Source organism: Methylophilales bacterium MBRSF5 (assembly GCA_001044335.1).
Taxonomy (GTDB): domain Bacteria; phylum Pseudomonadota; class Gammaproteobacteria; order Burkholderiales; family Methylophilaceae; genus BACL14.
Genome location: CP011001.1, coordinates 1,244,781 through 1,267,702 on the forward strand (window position 1 = coordinate 1,244,781; position 22,922 = coordinate 1,267,702).

Annotated in this window: 21 protein-coding genes; 11 read left to right on the plus strand and 10 right to left on the minus strand. The window is 39.2% G+C overall.

Annotated elements, in window-relative coordinates:
* Positions 1–58: 58 nt before the first annotated feature.
* Positions 59–808, minus strand: coding sequence for a hypothetical protein (locus UZ34_06635; protein ID AKO65011.1), 750 nt, complete (start codon positions 806–808; stop codon positions 59–61).
* On the opposite strand from UZ34_06635, the gene UZ34_06640 reads away from it, so the two are divergent.
* Both UZ34_06640 and UZ34_06645 read left to right on the plus strand, forming a co-directional pair.
* Positions 807–1,991, plus strand: a complete 1,185-nt coding sequence (locus UZ34_06640; protein AKO65012.1) for a hypothetical protein — start codon at positions 807–809, stop codon at positions 1,989–1,991. The genes UZ34_06635 and UZ34_06640 overlap by 2 nt on opposite strands.
* Positions 1,978–3,582 carry a hypothetical protein gene (locus UZ34_06645; protein ID AKO65013.1) on the plus strand — a complete coding sequence of 535 codons (1,605 nt, stop codon included), beginning with the start codon at positions 1,978–1,980 and terminating at the stop codon, positions 3,580–3,582. Before UZ34_06640 ends, UZ34_06645 begins: the two co-directional genes overlap by 14 nt.
* Before the next feature lie 2 nt (positions 3,583–3,584).
* Here the strand turns inward: UZ34_06645 and UZ34_06650 are convergent, their stop codons facing one another.
* Genes UZ34_06650 through UZ34_06660 form a run of 3 tightly spaced genes read right to left on the minus strand, consistent with a single transcriptional unit; the run spans position 3,585 to position 7,667 of the window.
* The gene (locus UZ34_06650) at positions 3,585–5,096 is read right to left on the minus strand and encodes a hypothetical protein (protein AKO65014.1); all 1,512 of its coding nucleotides are present in this window, start codon (positions 5,094–5,096) and stop codon (positions 3,585–3,587) included.
* A 28-nt stretch (positions 5,097–5,124) separates the two neighbouring features.
* Positions 5,125–7,113: a hypothetical protein gene (locus UZ34_06655; protein AKO65015.1), complete on the minus strand. Its 1,989-nt coding sequence runs from the start codon at positions 7,111–7,113 to the stop codon at positions 5,125–5,127.
* A 2-nt stretch (positions 7,114–7,115) separates the two neighbouring features.
* Positions 7,116–7,667 carry a hypothetical protein gene (locus UZ34_06660; GenBank protein ID AKO65016.1) on the minus strand — a complete coding sequence of 184 codons (552 nt, stop codon included), beginning with the start codon at positions 7,665–7,667 and terminating at the stop codon, positions 7,116–7,118.
* Between the two features lie 75 nt (positions 7,668–7,742).
* Here UZ34_06660 and UZ34_06665 point away from each other — a divergent pair, with 75 nt between their 5' ends.
* The gene (locus tag UZ34_06665) at positions 7,743–9,224 is read left to right on the plus strand and encodes a hypothetical protein (GenBank protein AKO65017.1); all 1,482 of its coding nucleotides are present in this window, start codon (positions 7,743–7,745) and stop codon (positions 9,222–9,224) included.
* On the opposite strand, the gene UZ34_06670 is transcribed toward UZ34_06665, so the two are convergent.
* On the minus strand, positions 9,221–10,501 hold the full coding sequence (locus tag UZ34_06670; GenBank protein ID AKO65018.1) for a hypothetical protein: 1,281 nt from the start codon (positions 10,499–10,501) through the stop codon (positions 9,221–9,223). The genes UZ34_06665 and UZ34_06670 overlap by 4 nt on opposite strands.
* Positions 10,502–10,531: 30 nt before the next feature.
* On the opposite strand from UZ34_06670, the gene UZ34_06675 reads away from it, so the two are divergent.
* Both UZ34_06675 and UZ34_06680 read left to right on the plus strand, forming a co-directional pair.
* Complete coding sequence (locus UZ34_06675; GenBank protein AKO65019.1) at positions 10,532–11,164, plus strand: hypothetical protein; 633 nt, start codon at positions 10,532–10,534, stop codon at positions 11,162–11,164.
* Entirely contained in the window at positions 11,161–11,550 is a 390-nt protein-coding gene (locus UZ34_06680) for a hypothetical protein (protein AKO65020.1), read from the plus strand. Before UZ34_06675 ends, UZ34_06680 begins: the two co-directional genes overlap by 4 nt.
* A gap of 32 nt (positions 11,551–11,582) precedes the next feature.
* On the opposite strand, the gene UZ34_06685 is transcribed toward UZ34_06680, so the two are convergent.
* Positions 11,583–13,760, minus strand: a complete 2,178-nt coding sequence (locus UZ34_06685) for a hypothetical protein (GenBank protein ID AKO65021.1) — start codon at positions 13,758–13,760, stop codon at positions 11,583–11,585.
* 65 nt (positions 13,761–13,825) lie between these two features.
* Here UZ34_06685 and argS point away from each other — a divergent pair, with 65 nt between their 5' ends.
* Genes argS through UZ34_06715 form a run of 6 tightly spaced genes read left to right on the plus strand, consistent with a single transcriptional unit; the run spans position 13,826 to position 19,870 of the window.
* Positions 13,826–15,484 (plus strand): arginine--tRNA ligase, encoded by a 1,659-nt coding sequence (gene argS / locus UZ34_06690; GenBank protein ID AKO65022.1) that lies wholly within the window; start codon positions 13,826–13,828, stop codon positions 15,482–15,484.
* Between the two features lie 8 nt (positions 15,485–15,492).
* Entirely contained in the window at positions 15,493–16,041 is a 549-nt protein-coding gene (locus tag UZ34_06695) for a sporulation protein (protein AKO65023.1), read from the plus strand.
* Between the two features lie 24 nt (positions 16,042–16,065).
* On the plus strand, positions 16,066–16,689 hold the full coding sequence (locus UZ34_06700) for a DSBA oxidoreductase (protein ID AKO65024.1): 624 nt from the start codon (positions 16,066–16,068) through the stop codon (positions 16,687–16,689).
* A 4-nt stretch (positions 16,690–16,693) separates the two neighbouring features.
* Positions 16,694–17,458, plus strand: coding sequence for a short-chain dehydrogenase (locus UZ34_06705; protein ID AKO65025.1), 765 nt, complete (start codon positions 16,694–16,696; stop codon positions 17,456–17,458).
* A gap of 43 nt (positions 17,459–17,501) precedes the next feature.
* On the plus strand, positions 17,502–18,875 hold the full coding sequence (locus tag UZ34_06710) for a cytochrome D ubiquinol oxidase subunit I (GenBank protein ID AKO65026.1): 1,374 nt from the start codon (positions 17,502–17,504) through the stop codon (positions 18,873–18,875).
* Complete coding sequence (locus UZ34_06715) at positions 18,872–19,870, plus strand: ubiquinol oxidase subunit II (protein AKO65027.1); 999 nt, start codon at positions 18,872–18,874, stop codon at positions 19,868–19,870. Before UZ34_06710 ends, UZ34_06715 begins: the two co-directional genes overlap by 4 nt.
* Before the next feature lie 94 nt (positions 19,871–19,964).
* Here UZ34_06715 and UZ34_06720 read toward each other — a convergent pair whose 3' ends face one another.
* The 4 genes from UZ34_06720 to UZ34_06735 are packed head-to-tail and all read right to left on the minus strand — an operon-like array spanning position 19,965 to position 22,916.
* Positions 19,965–20,165: a hypothetical protein gene (locus UZ34_06720; protein AKO65028.1), complete on the minus strand. Its 201-nt coding sequence runs from the start codon at positions 20,163–20,165 to the stop codon at positions 19,965–19,967.
* A gap of 7 nt (positions 20,166–20,172) precedes the next feature.
* On the minus strand, positions 20,173–21,540 hold the full coding sequence (locus UZ34_06725; GenBank protein ID AKO65029.1) for an NAD synthetase: 1,368 nt from the start codon (positions 21,538–21,540) through the stop codon (positions 20,173–20,175).
* The gene (locus tag UZ34_06730) at positions 21,537–21,845 is read right to left on the minus strand and encodes a pyridine nucleotide transhydrogenase (GenBank protein AKO65030.1); all 309 of its coding nucleotides are present in this window, start codon (positions 21,843–21,845) and stop codon (positions 21,537–21,539) included. The genes UZ34_06725 and UZ34_06730 overlap by 4 nt, the downstream gene beginning before the upstream one ends.
* Before the next feature lie 9 nt (positions 21,846–21,854).
* On the minus strand, positions 21,855–22,916 hold the full coding sequence (locus UZ34_06735) for an NAD(P) transhydrogenase subunit alpha (protein AKO65031.1): 1,062 nt from the start codon (positions 22,914–22,916) through the stop codon (positions 21,855–21,857).
* Positions 22,917–22,922 lie beyond the last annotated feature (6 nt).

Genomic DNA, 22,922 nt, shown 5'->3' on the forward strand with positions numbered 1-22,922 from the left:
TTTATAATATCAAAATATAGGTAAATCAACAAGAAAAAATACAATATTTAGTGATTTTTTAAAAAATAATAAATAATTGATTTAATTGGATAAAAATCGACGAGAGAATAATAAATGGGCCATAGGCAATTTTTGTCGGGATCGTTTTATTTTTTAGGTATAAAAAAGCCATAAAAATGATCGCTATCCAGGAGGATAAGACCACTCCCTGCAAGACAAGTAATGGACCAAACCACGCGCCCATCATGGCGAGGAGGAACTTATCCCCATCACCTAGACCTTGTTTTTTTCTAAAAAATTGAAAGAGCCAATTGGTGACAAATAGCAATATAAATCCCAATAAGGCGCCATAAAAATGCAGCACTAATTGATCCAAGTAAAATCCATAACCCAAACCAACACCAATACCGGTCAGCATCATGGGTAGATAAAGCTGCTGATACTCCATGTCCGTCAAAAAAAGATGCAGGGCTATGCTCAAAAAAACTAAATAAAAAATAAATTCCGTTTTATCAGAAAATATTTGCATGTTTGTGAATAACACTAAAAAAATTATTCCTAATAACACCTCAGTTAAAAAATATCGAATCGAGATTTTTTGTTGTTTCTTGCATCCACAATGACCCCGTTGTTTTAACCATGACAAGACTGGGAATAATTGATTAAATTTTAAAGGAGTATCACAGGCACGGCATCGAGAGGGGTTCATAATAGACTCTTCACCACCGAGACGCATCGCCCAGGCATTCACGAAACTGGCTATAGATGCGCCTAGAAAAAACATGATTGTCTGATAAAATAATTCCATGATGATTTCTTTTTTCAAAAGTCATAGTACATCATCTCGGTCGGATAAAACAATGCAAAGTGGATTCTCGCTCCCTGAGTTAATTACGTATGCTGGACTGGCGGGTATTGTTGGACTGTTTATGTGGAGCATGATGAACAACTTCACTACAAAACAAAATAACATAGAAGAGCTCAACAAAATTCTGACTGAAAAAAATTTCACTGTTCAAAAAATTTCAAGATTACTGGCAAAATCTGAGGCTAACCCCAGGGCTTATGATGGATCTAATACCGTCACTTTTACCATCGGAGATTTAAACTTTACCAACCAAGATGGAAAGTGTATGGGGTTTAACGATGTGGTCAACGACCAATTCATCCGCCAGTCCCTATGGCTGGGTTTCGAGGAGGCTAGCGGTCCTCATGCAGTCTATCATGGGGTTGGCATTGGATGCGAAGATGACATGCCGGACAGTGTTATAAAAATATCAGATCCAATTTATGTCAAAAAAGATACTACACGAGCTTGGTTTATTTCGGACAACCAAACCGTCCAATTTAATCTGAAACCCCGAGGAAGATTGATCGGAAAAACTAATTCTAACTTAGATCTTGATATCAATGCCTCACAAACCGTGATTAAGTACAACAAGATTCAGGATATCGGTTGCCGTATCGCAAGCCCAAATCAGAGTTGGTTTAATGGATTGCCAAGCAATTATCGATACGCCTTTATTGCTTTTACAAGTAATTACAACAATGATCGAGACCGTCTCACACTCACCGGGGTCAATTGTGCAGGGAATAATTCGACATCCATTGGTGGCGTCAGCGTGAACTGTCTTTTCTGTCATGCAGGTTCCACCAGTGCCAAGTGTCCGCAAACTGAGCATAATATTGATGCCGATCACCGAGCGAGAGGTTTTTTACATTTAGATGCCGGAGCCGAAAGAACTTCGACCCAGTGGCAAGCCATTCTAAATGAGCTGGAGTATGTCCCTCGATGTGTCGAGGCGGATGGATGCACACCACCTATTGTGATTAACCCTGGTTCAGAAATTGATTCTAAAAGATTGATCACTATTTTATTATCAAACAATCAAAGCATCCTTGAGCACGACGAGAATTTAGGTACCGGCCAGGGAAGTTTTATACTTAACCTACATCGATTATCGCAGTCTTGTACTCATGAAAATTTTTAAAGTTAAATTAAAATCTGGTTATATGCTGCCTGCAGCCATGGCGATGGTCACAATCATGGTCATTATCACTACCAGCTTACTCAATAATTCAGATTTTGCTATTATTAGCGAATACAAAGAAGATAATCGGATAAAATCAAATAACCTGGCAAGAACTGGTTTGGAGAATATTACTTTCTTGCTTCGAAACCTGGCCTCACAATCAGAAAACATGGAAACGCTCTGTGCCTATATCCCTAGGGTGGCTGGGATAGGCAACTGTGACAGCACCGTCAACACCATGCAACCCGCAGTGGCTGATTTTGCAACGGATCCATTTTCTAATTGGATTCAGCTAGCCACAGAAACAGATTTCGACAATCTCACGGATGATGAAAGTGATGCCAATAGATGCGGTATTAGCGGAAGTTATACCGGTAGAGATTCTTGGCCTGCGGACCTGATTAGAAATCTTGCGACCACATTCTATATTCCTGGCAGTGATGCACCAGGTGGCGGTAACATTTCAAGATCACAAGCACTCCTACAATCAATTAATCTAGGTATTATTCCTGATGATCAGCTAGATCCAGCAAACGGGGGTTTTACACTTGAAGCTTGGACCTATTTAACTGATGACGATTATCTTCCAAATGCTTTTTGGCCAAGACTTTTTGACCTAGGCAACCCATCGACTCCTAATACAGACAATTCAAATATCGTATTAGCTTGGAGAGGAAACACCAGCCGTCTAAGTTTTCAGTACTACAAACCAACGGGTGATTCATCTGGAAGGCCCTCAGGCTACAATCGAAGTCGAGCAATGATCGGCTTTACTGGTGACGAGGGTATTCTTTTTCCAGCAAGAATTTGGGTGCATGCCTTTGTTACCGTTGATAGCGACATGATCCGCATGGGCATCACTTGCAATAATGACACCATGGCACTAGGCGTCAACGATACCTGGCTGGCATCTGACGGGCCCAATACTTCTGCCAATGCCAGAACATCCCTGCCCAGTGAGTGTAATAATGGAAGTCCTGTCATTCTTGAATTTGCCAATCCAACGGGTGACCTCAACAATCGGAGTATAGTTCCTACTGGGGTTGATACAAACGGCTGGACCACGTGGACTGAAAATCCAACGCGTCCCAATAACGGTGTTCCATATACATCTAATTTTTTAGGTCGAAGTAACTGGGAACAGGATTCATTTACCCAAGGTTATTTCCATAATGCACGCATTTGGCAAAGAGCATTAACTGAGGAGGAAATACAGGACAATATTGAAAATGATTTAAATGGCATTCCCATCACACTCTCATCACCCGGAGGCAGTTCGGCTATTTTATCCAATCCTTTTTTGAAGCGCAGCACCCGTATGTCTCCGCGCTATGATCATGGCAGTCACTTTTTGAGGTACTTTACCGTCATGGACAATGAGACCCCGAACAACATTGCAAATTCAGCTTTTCCTTATACCTTTCGGGTGATGAGTTGTGCTTGGTCTAAGGCAGACCGCACCCAATCCATAGCCACCTTTTCATCGACACTGCGATATGGAGTCACCGAAGATGGAAGGGGAATCATCACCAACGTTAAACGTTACTAAATTTAGAAACTGGATGGCTGACGGGTAGCCAAGGTATCCCCGAAGCGGTCCATGGGATCGGCAAAACTTTCCATTACAGACTGCACAAATCGTAATGAAAAATCAGAGGAATAAAAGACTAAGCGTGGGGGTAGAAAATACACCGTTGAGGCCGCTGTGGGATCGGTTGAAGCTGAACTAGTAGGGCAGCCAGAATTTTCATCTAAGGTGAGTGTTTCAGTGGCCGAGTCATATGCTGTGACTCGACAAACCGCCCCGTCCAACATCCCGATATCAAAGAAGGGAACGTTGTCGGTATTCATTAAATTGTCGATGTCTGTCTTCAAACGATCGTAATCATCATCATCAAAACAATCAAAGGTGTACTGGTAATTAGAGCCTCCAGTAAATTTACAAGACTCCTGGGGAATGGCAAAGACTCTATAATAAATGGCCTCGTTATCGTCAATGGATAAATTTGTTAGAGGTAGTGTGATCTGAGGTTCGTCTGTTGCAGGCACGTTGCTCTCATCGATCAACTGATCTCGGAAAACACTCAAAGTCCCGGCCGCAGTTGGCCATGGGTTACAGTTTTGAAATTGTTGTGGGCCATCATATGTTTCTGTACCCCCTGGGACCTGTGTTAACCCTCCACAATTACCACCATTACCCCAGCTTCCCGAATTACCTCCCGCCCAAGTAGGCAATTCACCAGGTAGGCCCAATTGACACTGATCAGCTGTGCAAGTGGCTTCCGAATCAATGACCTTGCGGTTATCGATCCATAATCGAATTCTTCCTGGAGTTTGATCGTCAGTACTCCCCGTATCAATATCCCATGTGATGTCATGCTCCATACCATCAAATTCAGGGATTTCATTTAACTCGATACTACGAATCGCTCGGTCAGGACCGCTAAAATTATCATCCTCACTCACAGTGCCCCGGCCTGCACGCATGCGTAAATAAAAATCACCGTTAATAAAAGAAACGCCAATCCATGTCCCTCGTTCTCGACCTCCCATATCAAAAAGTTTTAAAGTCTGAGAAATAGGGTCATCGTTGGGATCAAACAATGTTCTGTCTGGCAGGGTCACGCTCCCTGATGCAATATAATCCTGATGAATAAAGTCATCTGGATCTGATATGCTGGTACCCTGACCAAACCCTGCAGCAATGTTCCCATCTTCAAAGGTATAGTCAGCTGTTAAATTGGAGGTTAAGTCGCCTGGGTTAGCATCCAAACCTAAATCAGTGCTATCAGGATCAAACAGCACCCGGATCCGATCACTACGAAAACGATTTGAATTCGTGAATGGATCAATGTTCGGGGTAAGATCTAAGACCTCAATGGCGGTGGATAATTCTTGGCTGGAATTGTATTGAGCAAAGAACTGATTAAATGCTGCTATCGGTTTATCAACATTTTGCGTGGCCTGGATGGCTTGATACTGACTTTTTTCAATCGCAAAAAAAACTTGATAACCGGCTGCGGCTGTTAAGCCTAAAATACCGATCGCCATCAAGATTTCCATGATAGAAAATCCAGACAGCAATCTTATTTTACTCGACTGCATAGACCGGTATTTTTTCTTTTTTTCCACGAACCGCAATGTCATCAAAAAATTTTAACGCAATTCCCTGTGCTTTAAAATTCTTGATCACCTCATCCGAAAAGTTGAGTGCCCCGGCGAGGATGATCTTTTTCTTCTCTTTGGTCATCGCCTCTAATCGAGCAGCAACATTGACCATGTCCCCCATGACCGAGTAATTGAAACGGAATTCCGAGCCCATGTTGCCGACAACCACCTGACCCGTACTTAATCCCATGCCAAAATTGACGTTAATTAATTTCCTTTGTTCTTGGCTGAGCATGGCTTTCACTTCAGCATTAATTTTCGGGATCTCTTGCTTGATAGCCAACGAGGCATGATAAGCCTTAGCTTGATGGTTCTCTACCTTCACCGGCGCATTCCAGAATGCCATGACCGCATCACCGATGTATTTATCGATGGTCGCTTCATGTCGAATTAAGATGTCAGTCACCCGATTCATAATGTGACCAATCACCTTAACTAAAAGATTAGGATCATCTTTTAGGGTTTCTGTAATGCTGGTGAATCCACGAATATCTAAGAAGAAAACAGTCGCCTCGATCTCCTCGCCCCCTAACGATGGCACATCAGACTCCTTATTAATATTTTTAACAATATCTGCGGGGACGTACTGCAAAAAAGAACTTTGGATCTTTCTTTTTTCAATATTTTCAATGAATGTTTTAATGATATAGGTCGCGATGCCGGAAAAAAATAGGATGGCTAACGCTAGGGGAACATTCACGATCAGCCCAAAACCTAAAAACGCATACTTAGATAAATAGTAGAGCGGGGCGAGGGAAATCGGGAGTGCAAAGGCGATTAGATACACCGAGTACTTAGTAATTAGCCAACATAAGGTGATACAAAACATGACGGTTAGTAAGTATATGATCTGATCATACACCGGATGAAAATTAATAAACCGCTGGCCTAATATTTGATCAATCACTTGCAAATGGAATAACGGTCCCGGAATGTCTTCTTGGTAACTAGTGGAGTGGTAGTCGCCAAGGCCGGCTGCCGATGAGCCAATAATCAAGATTTTCTCAGACAGATCCACCTTGTTTTCCATGACGTCCAAGATTGAGGCTGTGTTAAATCGGTTCATGTCGCCATAGTGGAAGTAGAACGTGCCATCAAGATCGGTTTGCGTGATGACCTCACCCGACTTAATGAGTAACTTATCCCCCACATCATTAAATTTCATAATATGGTTAGGGGTACCTTGGGCAACCCTGACCATTTCAAGATTTAAGGATGGATGGATCTCGTCTTTAATAGAAAAGAGTAAGGGTGTTTTACGAATCTTGCCCTCGCGATTGATGGTATTTACAAAACCAAAGCCGGGCGTATTTTCAAATTCTTTAATAGGGGCTAGTAACGTATCCGCTTGGTATAGAAATTGATCGGCCTCATCAATCACCACAAAGCGTCCAGTCACATCGGTCTGATTTTCTTCTATTTCTTGATCATCATCGAGGGCTGCAATGGCCAACACATAAGGAAATGCCTGCATTTTATCAGCTAGCAACTTGTCCCCATCCAGGACACCAAGCTGAGTAAATTCCTCCTCCTGTATCCCGAAAAAACCTGCAATGTTTTCTGAGGCATAACGATCTTTTTCAGCAAATAAAATATCTACCCCCACTACCGCTGGATTTTGCAGGTTAATGGCATTAAATATTTCGGATATTTTTTGTCTTGGCCACGGCCATTGGCCAATTTTATTTAGCGCCTCATCATCAATATCGACAAATAACATTCTGTCGGCATAGGATTCAAAAACTTCCTCATAGGGAAAAGATTGGCTCAGGAGATCAAGGGTAAAGTGTCTACTCTTATCAGCAATATTCAAGATGTTTGCGGTCGCGACAAACCATAAAAAGAGAGCGACCAATACGCCTGCCGGGAAGGGCAATAATAATTTTAAAATGAATTGTTTAAATGTTTTCATTATTAAATTAATTTATCCAATCGTATATCCAATCGTAAACTAGGTAACTTCTTTTTGTCCAATCGGTACAGATTAAATTGCCCATAAATAAAAATCAGTATACTGTTCAATAAAGTATCCTCAGGATATCTGTTCTTTTTGGGTTCAAGCACGTAACCCTTGAGATAGTCTTTAAAAATTTCTTCCAAAAAAAGATTAAATTCATCCAATGATGTTTTGTAATCTTTTTCTGAGTTATCTCTGGGTTCGAACATGACAAGATACACAAAAGAATAATTCTTTTCTGCATAACGAAATATTTCTTTGATGAAATTTTTAATTTTTATCGATGACAAGCTCGAGTCTTTATCAATTTTGTTTTTGATTGCAGTAATTGATTCTTTGTGATGATTAAGAAGACTCGTCATGAGCTCATGCTTTGAGCGAAAATTCTGATAGATCATCGCCTCGCTGTAATTGGCCTGACGCGCAATATTTTTTGTGCTGATCGAGGGCATCTCAGAGGATTCAATCAACTCCTTCAGGGCCAAAATGATTTTTTCTTTTGGTTTCAATTATAAATAAAAAAATAGTAAGTGGTTACTGATACTATAATTGAAAAAAATAATATTTCAACTATAATTAACTGTATGAAATTGTTACGTTTTTTTATTTTAGTGCTTGTCTTTAATTCTAATGTTTATGCAGATGTGGCTGGGGTGATTTCTCTTGCGACTAAAGAAGTTATTATTGTCTCGGAAGACGGAAGCAAAAGAGAAGCAAAAACCGGCGATAATTTTAATCAAGGTGAATCAATCATTACTCCTTCTGGAGGAAAAACTCAATTACTTTTCAAAGATCAAATGACTATTAACCTTAGTCAAGATAGTGAATTGAAAGTCGATGAATTTGTTTTTTCAAATTTTGATGCTCCAGATAATAAACTCACTACATCAATAAAAAAAGGTGCATTTAAATTTATCTCAGGGAAAATTTCAGATAAAAATAATGATGCGATGAAGGTCAAAACACCCAAAACACAAATTGCTATTCGAGGAACTGGGGTTGTCGGTGATATTGAGCCAGATGAAGAAAGCATTATCCTACTCGATGGAGCTATCGAAGTATTATCAGATCAAACTGGTTCTAGTCAGTTACTGACTCAATCAGGATTAGGCGTTACTGTAGACCGAACTGGTGCTATTTCTTCTCCCATATCATTTGATCCTGCGACAATAGATGCAGTTTTTCAAAAAGTAAGTTTATCTGAGATTAAACCGGCAACCCAATCTGCTGAAGCTCAATCACTTGTATCTTCTTTATCTAAAACTATGCTTGATGATGATGAAAATGAACTCGCAAAAGCCATAGGTTCTAAAAATGCTACTCAAGTTGCTGAGGGATTACTATCTGCAGCAGATCAGGTCATTGCACAAACAGGCAATTCATCAAGCGTTTCAGTTGGTGAGGTGTTTAGTTTATTTGCTAATCAAAATGCTGAGCTAGTCTCTAAAATTACTGGTGATGAAGACTTTGATTTTACGACTCTTGATAATGTTGTCGTGTCTGGTGACATCTTTTTGTATATAGCCTCAGGTTATAGTCAGCCAACAGGGACCACTGTAAGGGATTTTGCTAATGGTCGAACAGGAATCATCTCAAAAAGTTTTGATGATATTCGATTAGGTGGGCAAGGTGGAGCACAAGATGGCTCCAGCGGAAATATGACCGCAACCGTTCAAATTGACACGGATGCTGTTGATGCAATATTTAGAGTACTAACAGCTGGTTCTGCAACACTCAATGGTGATACGTATGACTTAGCCATTGACACTGGCTTCATTGATGGTGCAGTAAACTCAACAGGAATTGCATTTGACCCCTTAGCTGATGTGATCGATGAAGTTCAACTCATTTCGCCGCAGATGGATTCCTTAGATGGCACCGGGTATTCCTCACTTACTGGTTCAAGTGGTCGTACAGCTGATATGCATTTTAAATTTACTGCAGGTCCATTTTCAGGCACTGGGGAAGATTATACAAAAGCTGATGTTTTGCTACAAGACACAACAATTCCAATAGACGGGTCAACTAATACGTACATCGATGGTATTCAGGAAGTCCTAGATTAAAAGTTCTGGGAAATACTTAACATCCATTCGCGATTATCATCACGTTTATAATTTACCAAGTTAGATAGGTTTGAGCCTTGACTATAAAAAATAGTTAACGTGGGTTCTGTTGCTGAAGGTATATCGTAGTTTTTCAAACCGATTGACCAAGATACTCCATAATTGTTAATCACATCACGACGCTCAATATTTGGGCTGATTCCTGTGTTTACGTCTTCATAATTATTTTTAGTGAAGGATTTAAAGATAGTAGTAGATCCAATGCCATAATCTGTAGTCAGACTCATATCAACTCGATCACTTTTATAAGAATAATAATCTTCTTTAGCGCTCATGCGACCTGCGGTGTAGTTGATATTCCCCCGAAAACGTTTCCACGTCTTGGTTAAACCTATATTTGCTGTGTGATTCCAGCCACTTTTCAGGTTGTTATCTGGGATACCATCGTAATATCTAAAATCTAATTTCGTCCCGCCCACACCAAAATTTAACAGTAAGTTTGGCATCAGAACTCTCCGATGATCAATTCTTATACCGGTAAATCCAAGGAAATTTTGTTTGGCTAGATGCATTTCACCACCATTGACACTAAAACGAGTATAGCCGTTAAACATTTCTTTATCATAACCTAAGGTAAAATTGTAGGACTGGTTCCTGCCATCTTTGTAACTTGAATCGTAAGAACGATCATTTAAGCTTACCGAGGATATTAGACGATCGTTTGAACTTTCAAACCCTCTGGAGAGATTTAAACCCAAGATCCCTTGACGAAAATACTCAGCCTCGTCCGATACAGCACTGGTATAAATCGTTCCAGAATAAAACACTTCATTATTGATTGATGCCGCTCTGGCATTGTTTCTTTTACCCCAACCTACCGAATAAAAACCATTAAACGCCCATAGGCTTTGCTCTCCTTTAGCATCTTCAGCTAGGCCTAGCTCTTGGCGAGCTAAGGCAATATTTTCTTGAGGAGCGTTTGGGTTACTAATAATTTGATTATAAAGACGATCGGCCTCAGTGAAGTTTTTGAGCTGACGATTAATTCGGGCTAATAATAATTGCGCAGTCGATTCATTCTCAAAGCGAACCAAAATTCGTTCAAGAGAAGCGGCTGCTCCTTTCAAGTTGCCATTCTTTAGCTGGATACGAGCGAGTTTAAAGTTAAGTTCAAGGCTTTGTGGATTATCAAAAACCTGTTCAAACAACTCCTCCTCTGTCTCGGCAAAAACCAGGGCAGAGACAAATAGAATTAGTATTAAGAAAAGCTTCTTCACGAATAATAGGTTTTACAGTAATATGCTTGTATGAATTATAACAAAAAACCTTTAAAAATCTTATATTTAGCTTTTTTAATGACTTTGTCCCAGGTCATATTTGCCAAAAACATGGTGCATGAGTTAAAGGGAAGTGTGTTAATTAACGATCAGCCGGCTGAAATTAACCAATCTCTAGCTGCAAATTACAAGATTCAAACCCTGCACGATGGTTTTATCAAAGTCATTTTTGAAGAATCTGCCAACTCGATTAAAAAGAATTCAGTCTTCGTTCTGCCAAAGAACACGGATGAATCTTTAGGTAATTTGGTGAAGGGCTCTCTGATCGGTGCGTTCAAAAAGGGTGGGGAACGCAAACTAAAAATCAGTCACGGCATTTTGTCTGTCAGGGGTACCGGATTTGCAGTGGAATCAGGCCATGACCACAGCGCGGTCTGTCTTTGTTACGGCGAGATTGACTTAGATACCGACCAAGAACAAATCTCATTAAGCACCGAAAATACCAAGTATCACCTCGTAGTGCATATTGACCCTGCGGGCGATGTCTACCTCCTGGATCTTAATTCATGTAAATTTGATCACTGGTCTGTAAACAACATTGAACTAGAAAAATTATTAAACAATTCTTCACCCTTTAAGAAAGGCTTGACTCAATTCTTATGATTCTGCGAACACTCATTTTTTGCTTCACTTTACTATCAATTTCGGCCCACGCCGAATTTGAGTTCGTCACCACAAATGAAGATCTGGATGAGATTTATTTTATTGATTTATCGACACTCGATATTTTAAAAAATGATCACAAGACGGTGCAGGTACTCATTAACTATCAGAATGGTTTCATTACCAATAATTCCACCGTTGCTTTCTCAGCGCTTGAAGAAAATATCTACGACTGCAACAAAGATACCATAGAGAATAACTTTATTGAGTACTACTCTGAAACAAATGCTCGCGGGGATATGGTCTACAAGAATGATGAACTGTCTGAATTCATTGTTGATTTTGATAGCCCTGAGTACCGCATTAAAGAAAAAATCTGTAATTAACTTTTATTATAAAAAGAGCCACTTTTTATAAATTAAAAATCTACAGGGTCGACATCGATCACCCATTTAACTCGTGAAGATATCTTCATGGCGCTGATAAATGAACGCAATTGACTTAAGAAATGATTGAGTTCTGTTCGGTTATTTGATTGCATGTAAATATGTGAGCGTTCAAATCCTTGAAGGCGCTCAAGGTAAGGTCTCACCGGTGGAAAGCATGTGACCTTGCTGGGTAAATTGCTCATGAATTGAAAACACTGGGTCACAAATTCTTCTAAATATTTTTTGTTTTTAGACTCAGTCTTTAACATGGCCTGCATGACAAACGGAGGAAAATGTAATTCTTTTCTCAACTGCAGCTCTTCTTTTGCAAACCCATTAAAATCTTGTGACTGTATTTTTTTGTACAAAGGATGTTCGGGGAAATTAGTCTCAATCACCACCTCACCCTTAATTGATGCTCGCCCTGAGCGTCCTGCCACCTGCACCAGTTGAGAAAATAAACGCTCCCCCGCCCTAAAATCAGAACTATATAGAGCATGGTCTGCGTCCAAGATACCTACCAGGGTTAAATGAGGAAAGTCGTGTCCTTTGGACAGCATTTGCGTGCCCACTAAAATATCCAGCTTTTGGTCATGCATCTCGGCATAGAGCTGATCCAAATCTTTTTTATTCTTGATGGTGTCGCGATCCACCCGCTTTATTCTAGCTAAAGGAAAGAGTCGTGCCAGCTGTTCTTCTATCTTCTGCGTTCCCTTTCCTAAGGTCATCAAGTCCACGTTGCCACACTCCTGACAACTGGAATCAATGGTTCTTTGATAATCACAATGATGGCAGCGTAATTGTTGTTTATTTTTATGCACCACCAACTTTGAGCTACACCGATTGCAGTCAGCCTGCCAGCCACAAGAGGAGCAAAACAGAACCGGAGCAAATCCTCGACGATTAATAAAGATCAAGACCTGTTGTTGTTGATCCAGGCGATGTTGAATCGCATCTTTTAAATAGGTGGATAGGGGCTCATCTAAATCCTGACCAGTTTTAATAAGATCCACTCGGGGTAGTGTGGCATCCTCATTGGCCCTCTTTGTTAGGCTCAATAACTTTAATTTTTTTTCATTCACGGCTCGGTGCCATATTTCCATGGAGGGTGTTGCACTGCCTGCGATGAAGGGGATATTCAGTAACTTTGCCCTCATCATGCCGACATCCCTTGCATGGTAACGCAGGTTGTCCTGCTGCTTGAAAGACATGTCATGCTCCTCATCCATCAAGATGGCGGTTAAATTTTTGAATGGAGTGAATACCGACAGTCGGGTACCTATGACAATTTGTGCTTCTCCTGATTTGGCGAGGCGCCAATTTTCTAGTCGGTCGGGTTGAGATAAATGACTGTGCAACGAGACAATTTTTTTGGTGTGAAAACGAGATTGGAAGCGATCTTCCAGCTGGGGGGTGAGGTTAATTTCTGGCACCATCACCAATACCTGACCTTCATTCTTTATGAGGCTATCAATCAGATGCATATACACCTCGGTCTTGCCGCTACCCGTGATGCCATGAATTAAAAATGCCTCAAAGCCTTTTGTTTTTTTTATTTGTTCGACGATCTTCGACTGTTCTGAATTCAATATTAATGGTGCTGAGTGCTGAGGGGTTTCAGGGATGACTTCTACTTGTGTGGCTAAGTCATGATTGATTAGATACTCTATGTGCTTCTTCCAATTACTCATTGTTTTGAGTTTTGTTTCATTCATCGGTTGAGTTAATAACTGAGTCGCTATTCTGATTAGGTTCTTTTGATTTTTTGGAAAGCCATGAATCACCTCATGCGATAAGTTGTTGGATGCATGAAAGATATAATTTTTTTTCTTGCCCCTGGTCACTCCCTGTTTAATTCGGGAAGGGACCGCGGTGTGAATGGTCTGACCAATCGGGTATTGATAGTAGCTCGCAACAAATCGGAATAGCTTAAATAGTTCCGTATTAAAAAGTGATTCCTCATCGACCCGAATGACCTCTTTTATTTTATTTGTAGAGAGGGTGGTATTCACATCCACCTCAACGACAATACCAATTAATTTTCTTGATCCAAATGGGACCACCACAAACTGACCAATATCGACCTGATCACTACATCGATAATCAAATAGATCGTCCACGGGGACGTCGATGGCGACTTTTATGATTTGAGATTCTTTTAAATTCATATGAGATTTACTATATCTGTCATAAGGTCTCAGGTAAAATAATATTTTTTTTAAAAACGCTGCACGTGAAAAATCAGATATCTAACATCCTTAGTGACGCCTTACAACAATTAAACATTGATATTTCTGAAGTCGATATTCACATTGAACGTCCAAAATCACTCGAGCACGGTGATTATTCATCCAACATTGCCCTTCAATTAGCTAAAGGAATGAAAAAAAATCCTCGCGAGATAGCCCAGCTGATTATCGATCAAGTCGGATCAGAACAGCTCTTTAATAAGTTAGAACTTGCAGGTCCTGGTTTCATTAACTTTCATCTGAGTGACATCGGTCGCTCTTTAATCATTAAAGATATTATTCAAAAGGATGATCAATACGGGCGAAATGCCAACGGCGCAAAACAAAAATTACAAGTTGAATTTGTGTCAGCCAACCCAACGGGACCTCTCCATATTGGTCACGGTCGTGGGGCAGCCATTGGTGATTCATTGGCTCGCATCATGGATGCCAATGGCTGGGCAGTCACTCGCGAGTTTTATTACAATGACGCCGGGCAACAAATCAACAACCTCGCTCGATCTGTGCAGTCTCGATTAAAAGGGATCACACCTGAGGATGCAGATTTTCCTGAAGACGGCTATCGTGGAGATTACATTCTTGAAATCGCTGAAGCTTTTAAAACATTATCCCGCATCACTGTCGATAATGAGACGGTCACGGCAAATGGAAATGTCGATGATCTTGAAGCCATTAAACAGTTTAGTGTTGCCTTTTTAAGAAATGAACAGAATATTGACTTAGCCGCCTTTCAGACCCATTTTGATGTATTTACATTGGAGTCCAGTTTTTATGAAAATGAGGCTGTTCATGAAGTCGTACAACTATTAACCGACAACGGCTTTGCCTATAAAAAAGATGATGCGACGTGGTTGAGAACGACTGACTTTGGTGATGATAAAGACAGGGTCATGGTCAAATCGGACGGTGGGTATACCTATTTTGTTCCTGATGTTGCCTATCATTTAAATAAGTGGCAACGAGGGTTCGTGCGCGTCATTAACGAACAAGGGGCCGATCATCACAGCACCATTACCCGGGTTCGTGCTGGCTTACAGGGATTACAAAAAAAGATTCCTCAAGACTGGCCAGAATACGTTCTCCATCAGATGGTCACGGTCACCAAAAATAACCAAGAAGTTAAGATTTCCAAAAGAGCCGGCAGCTATGTCACGTTACGTGACCTTATTGATCAGGTTGGTTGTGATGCCACGCGTTATTTCTTAATTGCCCGCAGACCTGATTCACAATTGGTGTTTGATATTGATCTGGCTACTTCGCAAACTAACGAGAATCCGGTTTATTATATTCAATACGCCCACGCTAGAATTTGTGCAGTATTGAATCAATCCGAATTAGGACAAGATCAACTTTTACAATTTAACGAAGCCCTTCTTTCAACTAAACATGAACATCAGCTCATTAAAAGACTATCAGAGTTTCCGGAAATAATCAGCTTGGCTGCTGAAGAAAGCTCACCGCATTATATTGCCACTTTTTTAAAGGACCTTGCTGGTGACTTTCATAGCTACTACAATGCTAATAAATTTTTGATTGACGACCAAAATATTAAATGTGCGAGACTGGCGCTCATTTTAGCCACCAAAAATGTACTAAGAAATGGGTTACAATTATTAGGCGTTTCAGCCCCAAATAAAATGTAGGAATATATATGGCTCAAGACTATCGAACAAAAAAAGAAATTAACCAAACGCAGGCATTATTTACCAACGGTTTATTTATTGGTGTCTTATTAGGTATTCTTCTTTCGATTGGGGTCACCTTATTTATTACCAGTGGAAAATCACCTTTTGTATTTAAAGACACCGAGGGGGCATGCATTGAGATAAATTCTGCATTTGGTGATGAAGATGTTATCGCAATTGATGAGGAGGCTTCTTTTGATTTTTATGACAACCTACCTGAAAGCCAAGAAACGTACAGCAAAGATATTACTCAGAACAAGGATGATCGAGCTATACAATACTACTTACAAGTAGGTGCATTTTCTGAAGAATCCCAGGCAGATAATTTAAAAGCGAAACTAGCCTTGATGAGCTACGAGTCGGTCATTATGTCTGCAAGAATTGGTGATGATACCTTCCACAGGGTCAGTGTTGGACCATATGAAGATATCGATCAAGCAAAAAAAATCCGTGAAAATCTTATTAAAGGAGGATTTAAAGCGAACTTAATTAAGCTCACAAAGCCCAAAGATTAAATAACGTTATTTTAAGGATTAGTAATGAAAAAAATATTTTTTCTATTTTGTATTTTTATCTTTCAATTTGCACACGCAGTTGATCCCCAACTGAATGTCAATTTCAAGCCAACTAAAGAAAAAATTGCCACAGAGTCAAAAGATAAAATAGAAGTGGTTGAGATGTTTTGGTACGGTTGTGGTCACTGCTATTCATTTGAGCCTGAATTAAAAAAATGGCAGGCATCCTTACCCAAAGATGTGGTCTTCAAAAAAGTGCCTGCTGTTCCAAGACGTGACTGGATTCCAATGGCTAGAGCGTTTTATGCAATGGAGTCACTCGAGGTGTTAGATGATCTGCACAGCAAAATGTTTGAAGCGATTCATAAAGATAAAACTCTCAGTCCTGTTGATGAGGCGGGTGCAATTAAGTGGATTGCGACTAATGCAAAACTGGATACGGACAAAGTAAAGGCTGCATTTAAATCTTTTTCTATGGAAGCTAAACTAAAAAAAGCTAACCAAATGTTTCGAAGTGCAGGAGCCACAGGGGTGCCTACTCTTATCATTAATGGCTCTTACATAACCTCATCAACAATGGCTGGTGGTCCAAAAAATGCCATTGATGTCACCAATGGAATTTTAGAGTCTATCCGTTCCCAAAAATAAAATATTGTCCAAAAAAATATTTATTACCGGAGCTTCTTCAGGAATAGGCTATGCCATAGCTAAACAACTGGATGCTCAGAATGTTAGCCTGGGCCTTGTGGGTCGTAACAAAAAAAGATTACTCGCATTGCAAAAACAATTACAATGCACATCCTTTGTTCTGCCAGCTCATGTTGAAAATGTTGTCTCAATGCAAAAGGCAGCAGATAAATTTAAGCAGCTGTGTGGTTGTCCTGATATTGTTATTGCTAATGCCGGGGTCAGTTCTGGAACACTCGCTGCTGATTCAAAAGATTTAGAAATTATTCAAAAGATTTTTCAAATTAATTTTCATGGTGTTTTAAACACTTTTAGTCCTTTTGTTGGGGATTTTATTCAAAACAAAGAAGGGCAATTAGTTGCTGTTGCCTCAGTTGCAGGAATCAGGGGGCTTCCTGGAGCTGGTGCTTATAGCGCATCAAAATCAGCACTCATAAACTACATGGAAAGCATTCGTGTGGAATTAAAAAAATTTAATATATTTGTGACCACCATTTCTCCTGGCTATATAAAAACGCCAATGACTGATATCAACAATTATCCGATGCCCTTTTTAATTGATGCCGAAAGTGCTGCAAAAAAAATAATTAAAATAATTAATAAAAAAAAGTCTCACGCGATACTGCCATGGCAAATGTCAATCATTGCTAAAATTATGCATATCCTTCCTAATTGGCTCTGGGATCTCTTGGCAAAGAATTCTCCAGGGAAAAAGAAAATTAATTTATAAAAATATATTATATAATTTTATATAATGTTATATAATCTTGCTTATGTTTGAAGCCATTGATTTAGCCCGTTTCCAGTTTGCCTTTGTGGTCAGTTTCCACATTATTTTTCCTGCTTTTACCATTGGTCTCGCATCCTACCTTGCCGTTCTCGAAGGGCTTTGGTTATGGAAAAAAGAAGATCGTTATTTAAATATATTTAATTATTGGTTAAAGATATTCGCCATCGCATTTGGTATGGGCGTTGTTTCTGGCATTGTCATGAGTTATCAATTTGGAACCAATTGGTCAGTATTTTCAGATAAAACCGGACCGGTCCTTGGGCCATTAATGGGTTATGAGGTCTTGTCCGCTTTCTTCTTAGAAGCAGGTTTCCTAGGCATTATGTTATTTGGCATGAACAAGGTCGGCAAACAACTTCACTTCTTTGCCACTCTCATGGTGGCCTTTGGAACATTTTTTTCAGCGTTCTGGATCTTATCTGTTAATAGTTGGATGCATACCCCAGCAGGTTTTAGCATCAATGAGGTCGGGCAGTTTGTGCCTGAGGATTGGATTCAAATTATTTTTAATCCTTCTTTTCCATATCGACTAGTGCACATGCTGATGGCTGCGTACTTAACCACCGCGTTTGTTGTAGGAGCCGTTGGTGCATGGCATCTTTTAAAGAACAATAAAAATTTATGCGCACGCACCATGCTTTCCATGGCTATGTGGATGGCTGCTATCGTTGCCCCATTGCAATTAGTTGCAGGAGATATGCATGGACTCAATACATTGGAATATCAGCCCGCAAAAATTGCTGCGATGGAGGGCCATTATGAAACCAAGAAGGGGGCTCCATTAATTTTATTCGGCATACCTGATGATGATGCCATGGAAATTAATTCCATTGTTGAGATTCCAAAATTAGGAAGCATGATTTTAAAGCATGATTTTGATGCAGAAATCAAAGGCCTTAGAGATTTTCCTGCCGATGAGATTCCACCTGCTGAGATCATCTTCTGGTCATTTCGAATTATGGTTGGTATTGGCATGGCTATGATAGCTTTGGGTTTATGGAGCCTTTTCTTAAGATTTAAAAACCTGTTTTATTCAACTAGGTTGTTTCACCAAATATGTCTGCTTATGGGCCCAGCTGGATTTATTGCCGTCATAGCTGGATGGGTAACCACTGAAGTGGGAAGACAACCATTCACAGTTTATGGTGTATTAAGAACCGTGGATTCAGTGTCACCGATTGATGCACCTGCAGTAGCAACTTCCCTTTTGGTATTTATTGTGATTTATTTTCTCGTCTTTGGCGCTGGTACTTATTATATTTTTAAGCAGTTTTCTATTAACCCCGAACAAGATAAAGATGCAACCAAAAAAGTTGGCTCTTTGGGCGTTTCATTAAAGTTATTTGATAAAGCATGAGTATCGAACTGATTTGGGCCATTATTTTAAGCTTTGCTATCTTTGCATATGTCGTCCTCGATGGTTTTGATTTAGGTATTGGAATTAATTACCCCTTTATCGGATCCAAATGGGAAAGAGATATCGCAATGAATACCGTTGCTCCGGTATGGGATGGTAATGAAACCTGGCTTATTTTAGGAGGAGGTGGTTTATTTGCAGCATTTCCATTAGCATACAGCGTCGTTCTACCAGCACTATATGTTCCGCTAACCGCTATGCTCATTGGTTTAATTTTAAGAGGGGTTGCTTTTGAATTTAGATGGAAGGATAAAAGTAAAACTCAAATATGGGATAAAGCTTTTATCATTGGTTCAATCGGTGCTACTTTTTTTCAAGGTGTGGCACTAGGAGCATTTATTCAAGGTATTCCTATGGAGGGTCGAGCATTTAATGGTGACTGGTGGCATTGGTTATCACCCTTTTCTATTTTCACGGGCATCGCCTTAGTTTTTGGTTATGGGCTTTTAGGATCAACTTGGTTGATTTATAAAACTGAAAATAAAACCAAACGACATATGCAAATGTTAGGTAAACGTTTTTTTATTTTGACTTTGATAATGATTCTTATCGTGAGTCTGTGGACACCTTACTTACATCCAGAATACTTTGAAAAATGGTTTAGCTATCCGCGTATATTATATGTTCTACCAGTGCCTCTTTTAGTTGCAATCTCAACTGTATGTTGCTTTCGTGCGTTAATCAAAAATAATGATTTACAGCCATTTGTTTGGAGTATTATTTTATTTTTGTTATCGTTTATTGGGTTGATGATCAGCATCTATCCCAATATCGTCCCGCCTTCACTGGATATATGGCAAGCTGCCGCACCGAAAAAAAGTTTGCAATTTTTATTAGTCGGCGTATTGATCTTTATGCCCATAATTTTAGTCTATACGTCATTCACATATTGGGTATTTCGAGGCAAAACCAAACCTGACGAAAGCTATCATTAATTGAAGAAAGTTTTTTTTTTCATATTAATCTGGTTGCTCTCTGTTGGCTTTATTTCTATCATTGGTTACTTAATTAAATTAATGATTAAATAACTTATAAATCCAAATCAATATTTTTTGCTGACTTTAAAAACTGTGACTTATATTTTGTTTTTGGCTTAGCTTTTGGTTTTAAATCTTTTTTTTGAGATGTTGTATTCGATTCTAGATCCATTTGCTTGAAAGCATAAATAATTGAATAGAGTGCGACCACAAAAGAAAAGATCAGAAGTAATGACAATAAAAGTAATTCCATAGAGTAATTATAATTCTTCGACAGCTTTAATTAAATCTTCTACGCAATCTTTAGCATCACCTAAAAACATCATTGTTTTATCATCATAAAACAGCTCATTATCGAGACCAGCATATCCGACACCCATAGTTCTTTTATTAACGATAATGGTTTTTGCTTTCTGTGCTTCTAATATTGGCATTCCATAAATAGCCGATCCAGGTTTTTTTGCTGCTGGATTAACTACGTCGTTAGCACCAATTACAAATACAAGATCTGTATCAGAAAAATCATTATTAATTTCTTCCATCTCAAAGACTTGATCATAAGGTACGTCAGCTTCAGCTAAGAGGACGTTCATATGTCCAGGCATCCTCCCAGCAACTGGGTGAATTGCATATCGAACATTTATTTCTTTCTCTAATAATTTGTTAGTGAGCTCTTGCAGTGCATGCTGGGCACGAGCAACAGCTAACCCATAACCAGGAATAATTATTATATTTTCGGATGAGCTCATAAGATATGCGACGTCCGCAGCAGAACCAGATTTGTGTTGTTTTTGATTTTCTGTGGCTGATGCCACCGCGACATCTGATCCAAAACCGCCAAGTAAAACTGACACGATCGACCTGTTCATTGATTTACACATAATGTATGACAATATTGCACCTGAAGATCCTACACATGCTCCAGCAATAATAAGAACAGAATTATTTAACGTAAATCCAATTCCAGCCGCCGCCCATCCAGAATAACTGTTTAACATAGACACCACCACTGGCATATCAGCCCCACCAATCGGAATTATAAGTGTGATGCCTAAAATCAATGCACAACAATTCATTAATATGAAGGCAAGATTGCTTTCATAAATAAAGAAGACCATTCCAAAAAGGATCATTAGTATAAAGATTGTTAAATTTAATAGGTGTTGTCCTTTAAATATTATTGTCTTCGCAATGAACTTTCCAGATAGTTTTCCAAATGCTACCAAGGATGCAGTAAAGGTAATTGCACCAATAAACGACCCTAAAAATAACTCAACTCTTTGGGTCGTTGAGTAGATATTCGTATAGTTATAGATTGAGGCAAACGCGATCAGCATCGCTGCTAACCCAACAAAAGAATGCATTAGGGCAACTAGTTCCGGCATCTTGGTCATATGGACTTTTTTTGCAATAACTAATCCTATTGTTCCTCCTGCCAAGATAGAAATTGCTATAAGTGAAAAAATATAATTTAAATTCATGCTGAGGGTCGTAATGACAGCAATAGTCATTCCAAGCATCCCGTAATAATTTCCTCTTCTAGACGATTGAGGTGAAGAGAGACCTCGCAATGCTAAAATAATTAAAATTGCTGAGATTAAATACAAAGATAAATTCAAGGTGGTCATTGTTTATTTCTTTCTTTCTTTTTAAACATATCCAGCATTCTCTGCGTGACCATGAACCCTCCAAAAATATTTATCGATGCAAAAAAAATTGCAATCGCGCCCAAGATGCTGCTGAAAGAAAAAATATCTCCATCAATTTCAACCACCTGTAATATCGCGCCTACAATAACAATTCCAGAAATAGCATTCGTAACAGACATTAGAGGTGTATGAAGTGCTGGGGTCACATTCCAGACCACGTGAAATCCAACAAAAATAGCTAAAACGAATATGGTGATATTTTGTATTGTTAAGATTTCATCCATAAATAATTCCTAATTCTGTAAACAAGCTTTAACAAGCTCATCCTCTTTGTTAATTTTTATTTGATTGTCTACAACAATTAATTCAAGAAAATTAAATAGATTTTTTGCATATAAAATTGAAGCGTCATGCGCCAACATTGATGGGAGGTTCTGATAGCCCACAATAGTTTTTCCATCAACATTGATTACTTGATCAATCTCAGTCAGTTCGCAGTTACCGCCAGCAATATCAACAATTACAGATCCTGGTTTCATTGATCGCACATCAGCCTCATTAACTAATACAGGTGGTTTTTTTCCTTGAACTAATGCCGTTGTAATAACAATGTCAGATTTTTTAATAGTTTCTGAAATTATTTGTCGTTGTCTATCCAACCAAGATTTTGGCATCATCTGCGCATAACCACCCTTACCTTCAGCGATTTCTTTTTCTTCATCCGTTTCATAAGGAACATTTACAAATTTAGCCCCCAAAGATTCCACTTGATCCTTAACCGAAGGTCGAACATCCGATGCCTCTACTACTGCACCTAACCTTTTCGCTGTCGCTATAGCTTGTAGTCCAGCAACCCCAACCCCCAAAATTAATACCCTTGCTGGTTTTACAGTTCCTGCAGCTGTCATGAGCATCGGCATAAATTTTTTATAAAACTCTAATGCTAATAAAACAGATTTGTAGCCCGTAATATTTGCTTGTGATGATAAAACATCCATTGATTGTGCACGTGTATTTCTCGGTAATTTAGAAAGATCGAAGGCGTTGTGTTTAAAAGAGAAGTCTTTTGTAGAGCCTAAATTTCCAATCACAATTCCTTTTTTTAGTTCTTTTAATATTTTATTGGTCGGTAATGATACCGTTAACAAAATATCTGCTTCGTTTGAAATATCTTTTCTTGTTTTGATTAGGGCGCCTGCCTCAATAAAATCCTTTTCAGAAAACTCAGCTTGAGTAAAACAATCATGTTCAAGAAAAACTTTAATTTTATTTGCATTTAATTTTTTAACAATTTCAGGACTGATCGCGACCCTGTTTTCATTTTTCTCAAATTCGTTTAGAACACCAATAATCATTCGTTC